This is a genomic window from Arthrobacter sp. efr-133-TYG-120, assembly GCF_030209785.1.
In the GTDB taxonomy this organism is placed as follows: domain Bacteria; phylum Actinomycetota; class Actinomycetes; order Actinomycetales; family Micrococcaceae; genus Arthrobacter.
Genome location: NZ_JARVRI010000017.1, coordinates 137525 through 143973 on the forward strand (window position 1 = coordinate 137525; position 6449 = coordinate 143973).

Sequence of the window (6449 nt, forward strand, 5' to 3'; positions counted from 1 at the left end):
TCACGGCAGTCGCGAACGGCAGGGGGCCGGACGATTGACTAGACTCGAGGCATGCCCGTCGAGAAGAACGCCGTTGTGGCCACCGCGCCGGCTGCAACGCAGCAACACGGCGAAGCCGCATTCTTCGACGTCGACAACACCCTCATGAAGGGTGCCAGCCTCTTCCACGTTGCCCGGAAGATGTATGAACGCAGGGCCTTCACGCTCTCCCAAGCCGCGGGCTTTGCCTGGAAGCAGTTCAAGTTCGTGCTCCGGGGCGAAAAGATGGAGGACGTCCATTCCGTCCGGGATTCCGCGCTGATCCTCGCGGCCGGTATCAAGGTGTCCGATATCAAGGAGCTGGGCGAAGAGGTCTATGACGAGATGATCGAGTCGCGGATCTGGCCCGGTACCAAGGCCCTGGCGGAACAGCACCTGCGTGTTGGCCGGAAGGTCTGGCTCGTCACCGCCACGCCCATCGAAGTTGCCACCGTCATTTCCACGCGGCTCGGCCTGACCGGCGCCCTGGGTACCGTGGGTGAGGTTGAAGATGGCGCTTACACCGGCCGGTTGGTGGGCGAGATCCTCCACGGGCCAGCCAAGGCCGTGGCCGTGCAGCGCGTAGCGGACGAAGAAGGCCTGGACCTGAAGCGCTGCTGGGCGTACAGCGATTCGCATAACGATATCCCGCTGCTCACGTTGGTGGGCCACCCCGTGTGCATCAATCCCGACGCCGGGCTTCGCCGCCACGCGCGGGAGAACAACTGGCCTGTTTACGACTTCCGTTCCGGCCGCCGGGCAGCCACGCTCGGCCTCAAGGCCGCGACCGTCGGAGGCGCCGTCTACGGCTTGTGGCGGGGCTTCTCCAAGTTCCGCAGCCCGAGGGCCTAACCCCAGCAACCCTCGCTCACATATACCCGCCTCCCCGGCAACCCTCGCTCACATATACCCGCCTCCCCGGCAACCCTCGCTCATATATACCCGCCTCCCCGGCAACCCTCGCTCACATGATGTGACGACCGCAGTTCCGGCATGTGCCCACATACCTGAGCGAGCGTTGTCGAAACGGCCGACATATGTGAGCGAGCGTCACCGGGGACGGACGCAAAAATGCCCGCCGCCTTGAGAGGCAACGGGCATTCACGCTGTAGGAAGTATCTCTACTTCTTATTGCGACGCTGGTGGCGGGTCTTGCGAAGCAGTTTGCGGTGCTTCTTCTTGGCCATACGCTTGCGGCGCTTCTTAATAACTGAACCCACGTAAGTTCCTTACCAAACTAGATTGAGATTCTGTCTGCTGGGTGAGGTCCTTGAACTGAGCAACAGACTTTACAACTGACAGATTCTTACAATGACGTAAAACGTTCCTTAACAGGGTACCGCTTATCGGGGGCACCCAATGACCGCTGGCCCTTGAGGGGACCAAGCGGGGCTCAAGCCGTCTCTGAGTGTCCGTCGACGACCGCGCCCTTGAGGTACTGGCTCACGGCATCTTCGGGGACCCGGAATGATCGTCCAAATCGGACGGCCGGCAATTCTCCCGAGTGGACCAGACGGTACACGGTCATTTTGGAAACCCGGAGGACTTCGGCAACTTCAGCCACTGTCATGAAACGCGCGTTCGAGAAGTTAGTCTCTGCGGACATTTCTCCATATTCCTTTGCTCTCAGCGGTTAGCGGCGAACCCCAGCATTCATTACCTGGTGTGCCGATGCTGAGCCATCAAACAACCATGTGCTAGATACTCTAGAGGCTGCTGGTACCAAAGTGAAAGTCTTTCGTCCAAGTGGAGACTAGGTTTCACTTAGTTGGAAGCAGCTATCCGACGCTTTCGGGCCGAGGCCGCCAACTGGTTCAGGACGGACACCGTGACGTCCCATTCCATGCAGGCGTCGGTGACGCTCTGGCCGTACACCAGCTCTTGTTCGCCGGCCGACTGCCGCTCCACATCCAGGTTCTGCGCCCCACCGACAAGGAAGCTCTCCAGCATGACGCCGGCGATCGGCGAAGCAACGTCATCTTCCAACTGCGCGCCGATCTCCAAGGCGACTTCGGCCTGGCGGTGGTGGCTCTTGCCGCTGTTGGCATGGCTCGCGTCAACGATGAGCCGCGGGTTCAAGCCCTTTGCCGAGAGCTTCTCCGAGGCAGCGGCAACCTGGTCCGCGGCGTAGTTCGGTCCCTTGCGGCCGCCGCGCAGGATCACATGGGTGTCCGGGTTGCCCGAGGTCGCCACGAGGGCGGCGCGGCCCTCGCCGTCGATCCCCAGGAACGCCTGGGGTGCCGCAGAGGCGCCGCAGGCATCGATCGCGACTTGGAGGTCGCCGTCGGTCCCGTTCTTGAAACCGATCGGCATGGACAGTCCGGAGGCGAGCTGGCGGTGGATCTGGCTCTCGGTGGTCCGCGCACCGATGGCGCCCCACGCCACGAGGTCGGCCATGTATTGCGGGCTGATGGGTTCCAGGAACTCGGTGGCCGTCGGCAGGCCCAGGGCCGTGACTTGCTGGAGGAATCCACGGGCAGCACGGAGTCCGGCCGCGATGTCGTGGCTGCCGTCCAAGTGGGGATCGTTGATGAGGCCCTTCCAGCCGACCGTGGTGCGCGGCTTCTCGAAGTAGGCCCGCATGACGATGAGCAGGTCTTCCTTGTGCTTCTCCGCCTGGCTGACCAGCCTGCGCGCGTATTCCAGGCCGGCCTTCGGATCGTGGATGGAGCACGGTCCCACGATCACCAGGAGGCGATCGTCCACGCCGTCCATGATGGCGCGGACTCCGTCGCGTCCGCGCTCGACGACGGCGGAGGCCTTAGCGTCCAGCGGCAGTTCCGCGCTGATTTCCTGCGGCGTGGGGAGCGGCTCGAAGCGGCTGACGCGCAGGTTCGACGTCGACTGCGCGCCGGGATTTTCGACGTCGGCATTTAGTGTGGTGGGCTCTGCGGCGATGCTGGTCATGAAAGGGGTCCTGTTCCGGAGAGGAGCGGACCCTACTCAGAGCCCGCCTGGAAATGGCGAAGGGCAGAGAATGATCTCTGCCCGGTTGGCTCTGAAGGAAAGTTGGATGCGTGTCAGTTAGACGCGGGCCCCTCCAGAGCCAACGAAAAATACGCATACCAACGCTTAGTCATAGCGAAACCATAGCGGCAGGCTCCGGATTCCCGCAAATCGAAATGCAACGACATCAAGGGAAACCGTTTCCTCACTCACTATAAACTTCACCTCAGAACACACGTCGCCGCAGCATTGGAACCGGGCGGCATCAGCTCCAGGAAGGAAAGCATGCCAGGCAGAAGGAACACCCGGCGGGTGGGCATCGCAGATGTGGCATCCATGGCCGGCGTTTCGCATGCCACGGTTTCCCGCGTCATGAACGGAAACACAACCGTGGACGCGGACATTGCCGCCCGCGTGCGCGCAGCCGCTTCCGAGCTGAAGTACAAGCCGAACCCGGTAGGCCGAAGCCTGGCCCTGGGGAAAACGGACACTATCGGAATCGTGGTGCCGGACCTGTCCAACCCCACTTTCCAGGCCATCCTTCGCGGGCTGAGTATTGCCGCCGCCCGCGACGGCTACCGCGTGTTGATCGCCGACTCGTCCGAAGTTTCCAGCGAAGAAGCGATCCTCGCAGGGGAAGCCCGGAGGCGATGCGACGGCGTCGTTCTTTGCGCCCCCCGCATGAGCGACGCCGACCTGGAAGAACTCGCCCCCACGCTCTATCCCCTCGTCCTCATCAACCGCACCACCGAGTCGGTGCCGACTCCCAGCCTCGTAGTGGACTACGGCCAAGGCATCCAGGAGCTTGCCGCCCACTTGGTGGAATTGGGCCACCGCAAACTGGCCTACCTGACGGGACCGGACCGCAGTGCGTCCAACGTGCAGCGCCTCCGTGGGCTCGAGAAGTTTACGGCCGAATTCCCGGATGTCGAACTGCAGTTCATTCCCGGAGGGAACACGTTCGACGCCGGATTCGAGTCGAGCGATGCCGTCGCCGCCTGCGGCGCCACCGGCATCCTTGTCTTCAACGACGTCGCGGCGATGGGCCTCTTGAGCGGACTCAGCGAGCGCGGGATCCGCGTGCCGGAGGACCTGTCCCTCACGGGTTTCGATGACATGCCGTTCGCCCGGTACACCATGCCTCCGCTAACCACTGCGGCTGTACCGATTTCCGACCTCGGGGACCTTGCGTGGCGCCGCATGCGGGAGCAGATCCAGACCAACGACGCCGCCTCCCCCACGAACTACTTCCCGCCCCGGATTGAGCTCAGGGGAAGCACTGGACCCGTCAAGGCCTAGTTTCCCCAAGGGCCTTCCCCAGCCCGGCTTCCCGGTAGTAGCCCTCGATGTGCGCGGCCACGAGCGTCGCCGCCCGGCCGCCGTCGCCGTCGTTCACTGCCGCCAAAATGGCGCGGTGCTCGGACCGCAGGCGACCGGCGGTGCGACCCCAATCCGGCAGGTTCGCCGTGAGCGCCGCGGCGTAACCCTCGATCGCTTCACGGAGCGAGCCCATGATGGTGCTCACCACGGCATTTCCTGCGGCTTCCGCCAGCGCCAGGTGGAAGGCGACGTCCAGTGCGAGGAAGTCGTCGACGGCGGCACTCAGGTCCATCTCGTCCAGGAGCCTCGCTGCTTCGTTGAGTTCGGGGGCGTCGGCCTTGGCGCGCGACACCGCCCATGATTCGAGCAGGACCCGTGTTTCCACGATGTCGGCGACGGGCAAATGCTGTGTGGCCACGTGGAGGCGGAGCGCTGACCCGAGTGCCGTGGCCGGTTCCGCGATAACCACTGTCCCGGCGTCCTTGCCGGAGCCGACGCCTGCCCGCACCAAGCCCATGGCTTCCAGTATCCGGATTGCCTCGCGGACCGAGGTCCGTGAAACTTCCAACTGTTCGGCCAGCGCCCGCTCGGCGGGGAGCCGTCCACCAAGCACCAAATGCCCGTCGGACAATTGCTTTTCGATCCAACTCAGGACGAGCTCGTGCGTTCGCATGGATAAATAGTAGTTGATGTGGTTGGACCACATGGCATAGAGTGTGGTCTAACCACACAAGTCCACGGGAGACAGCATCATGACGCAGACCGTCCAGCCAAGCAACGCCCCTTCCCTTGAGGTGCCCGCGAACGTATCCTCCGCCGTCGGGCGTCCTGCTGCACTCAAGCGGCGGGTTCCCAAATACTCAGACTTGGCGCCGCTCATGAAGTTCAAGAAGCCGGAGTTCAGCAATGCCGCGAAGCTGCGCCGCGCATCCACCATTTGGGAACTGCGGGACATGGCCAAGCGGCGCACTCCCCAGGCGCCGTTCGACTACACGGACGGTGCAGCGGAGGCGGAGATCACCCTTCGCCGGGCCCGCCAGGCTTTCCAGGACATCGAGTTCCGGCCGGGGATCCTGCGCGACGTCTCCAGCATCGATCTCAGGACCGGGATCCTGGGCAAGGAATCCCGGCTTCCGTTCGGCATCGCGCCAACTGGGTTCACCCGCATGATGCAGTCGGAGGGCGAGTATGCGGGCTCGAAGGCGGCCGAAGCGGCTGGTATTCCGTACACCCTCTCCACGATGGGCACGGCTTCCATCGAGGACGTGGCCGCGGCGGCTCCGAAGGGCCGCAACTGGTTTCAGCTCTACCTCTGGACGGACCGGGACCGTTCCCTGGAACTGATCGAGCGCGCCGCCAAGGCCGGAAACGACACCCTCATGGTCACGGTGGACACCGCCGTCGCCGGTGCCCGGCTGCGGGACGTCCGCAACGGCATGACCATTCCGCCGGCGCTCACCGTAAAGACCGTCCTGGATGCCTCGTACAGGCCCGCCTGGTGGTTCAACTTCCTCACGCACGAGCCGCTAACCTTCGCCTCGCTCTCCCGCTACACCGGAACCGTGGCCGACCTCATCAACTCCATGTTCGACCCCACCCTGACCTTCGACGACCTCGACTGGCTCCGCGAAACCTGGAAGGGCAAGCTGGTGGTCAAGGGCATCCAGACGGTGGACGATGCCCGCAAGGTGGTGGACCACGGCGCGGACGGCGTCGTGATCTCCAACCACGGCGGGCGCCAACTGGACCGGGCACCGATTCCGCTGCACCTCGTTCCGGAGGTCTCCGCGGCGCTGAAGGCGGACAACAGCGACGCGGCCGTCATCCTGGACACGGGCATCATGAGCGGCGCCGACATCGTGGCGGCCCTGGCCCTCGGTGCCGACTTCACGTTGATCGGCCGCGCCTACCTGTACGGGCTCATGGCAGGCGGGCGCGCAGGCGTGGACCGCACCATCCAGATCCTGGAAAAGGACATGGCCCGCACCATGGCCCTGCTCGGAGTCACGAAGATTTCGGAACTCACCCCGGACCACGTGCGTCTGCTGCAGCACTAGGTCGGGCTGCCCAACTGACTCGCATTTGTTGTCGTTTACAGGCGTCAAAACGTCTGTGAGGATTGGGGTGGCTGGTCTGGGACTGGCTGGCAGAGTAGGTACTGGCCG

The 6449-nt window shown here is 63.9% G+C and carries 7 protein-coding genes; 3 read left to right on the plus strand and 4 right to left on the minus strand.

Annotated features, from left to right (window positions below):
• The first annotated feature begins 51 nt into the window (after positions 1 to 51).
• Positions 52 to 870 (plus strand): HAD family hydrolase, encoded by an 819-nt coding sequence (locus QRN51_RS12105; protein WP_284990086.1) that lies wholly within the window; start codon positions 52 to 54, stop codon positions 868 to 870.
• A gap of 269 nt (positions 871 to 1139) precedes the next feature.
• On the opposite strand, the gene QRN51_RS12110 is transcribed toward QRN51_RS12105, so the two are convergent.
• The 3 genes from QRN51_RS12110 to QRN51_RS12120 form a co-directional block, all read right to left on the minus strand.
• Positions 1140 to 1238 carry a 30S ribosomal protein bS22 gene (locus QRN51_RS12110; RefSeq protein ID WP_003792170.1) on the minus strand — a complete coding sequence of 33 codons (99 nt, stop codon included), beginning with the start codon at positions 1236 to 1238 and terminating at the stop codon, positions 1140 to 1142.
• A gap of 173 nt (positions 1239 to 1411) precedes the next feature.
• Entirely contained in the window at positions 1412 to 1624 is a 213-nt protein-coding gene (locus QRN51_RS12115; RefSeq protein ID WP_059389516.1) for a helix-turn-helix domain-containing protein, read from the minus strand.
• A 158-nt stretch (positions 1625 to 1782) separates the two neighbouring features.
• Entirely contained in the window at positions 1783 to 2925 is a 1143-nt protein-coding gene (locus QRN51_RS12120) for a 3-deoxy-7-phosphoheptulonate synthase (protein ID WP_284990088.1), read from the minus strand.
• Positions 2926 to 3249: 324 nt separating this feature from the next.
• On the opposite strand from QRN51_RS12120, the gene QRN51_RS12125 reads away from it, so the two are divergent.
• Positions 3250 to 4263: a LacI family DNA-binding transcriptional regulator gene (locus QRN51_RS12125; RefSeq protein WP_284990089.1), complete on the plus strand. Its 1014-nt coding sequence runs from the start codon at positions 3250 to 3252 to the stop codon at positions 4261 to 4263.
• Here the strand turns inward: QRN51_RS12125 and QRN51_RS12130 are convergent.
• Complete coding sequence (locus QRN51_RS12130; protein ID WP_284990091.1) at positions 4253 to 4957, minus strand: FadR/GntR family transcriptional regulator; 705 nt, start codon at positions 4955 to 4957, stop codon at positions 4253 to 4255. The two genes, QRN51_RS12125 and QRN51_RS12130, sit on opposite strands and share 11 nt — an antisense overlap.
• A gap of 79 nt (positions 4958 to 5036) precedes the next feature.
• Between QRN51_RS12130 and QRN51_RS12135 the strand changes: the two genes are divergently transcribed.
• A complete protein-coding gene (locus QRN51_RS12135) occupies positions 5037 to 6341 on the plus strand; it encodes an alpha-hydroxy acid oxidase (RefSeq protein WP_284990093.1) in 1305 nt (434 codons plus the stop codon).
• Positions 6342 to 6449: the final 108 nt, after the last annotated feature.

Bases quoted from the DNA above. Each gene is read 5' to 3' on its own strand.
- QRN51_RS12125 (WP_284990089.1), top strand. From the start codon at position 3,250: ATGCCAGGCAGAAGGAACACCCGGCGGGTGGGCATCGCAGATGTGGCA.
- QRN51_RS12130 (WP_284990091.1), bottom strand. From the start codon at position 4,957: ATGCGAACGCACGAGCTCGTCCTGAGTTGGATCGAAAAGCAATTGTCC.
- QRN51_RS12135 (WP_284990093.1), top strand. From the start codon at position 5,037: ATGACGCAGACCGTCCAGCCAAGCAACGCCCCTTCCCTTGAGGTGCCC.
- QRN51_RS12120 (WP_284990088.1), bottom strand. From the start codon at position 2,925: ATGACCAGCATCGCCGCAGAGCCCACCACACTAAATGCCGACGTCGAA.
- QRN51_RS12115 (WP_059389516.1), bottom strand. From the start codon at position 1,624: ATGTCCGCAGAGACTAACTTCTCGAACGCGCGTTTCATGACAGTGGCT.
- QRN51_RS12105 (WP_284990086.1), top strand. From the start codon at position 52: ATGCCCGTCGAGAAGAACGCCGTTGTGGCCACCGCGCCGGCTGCAACG.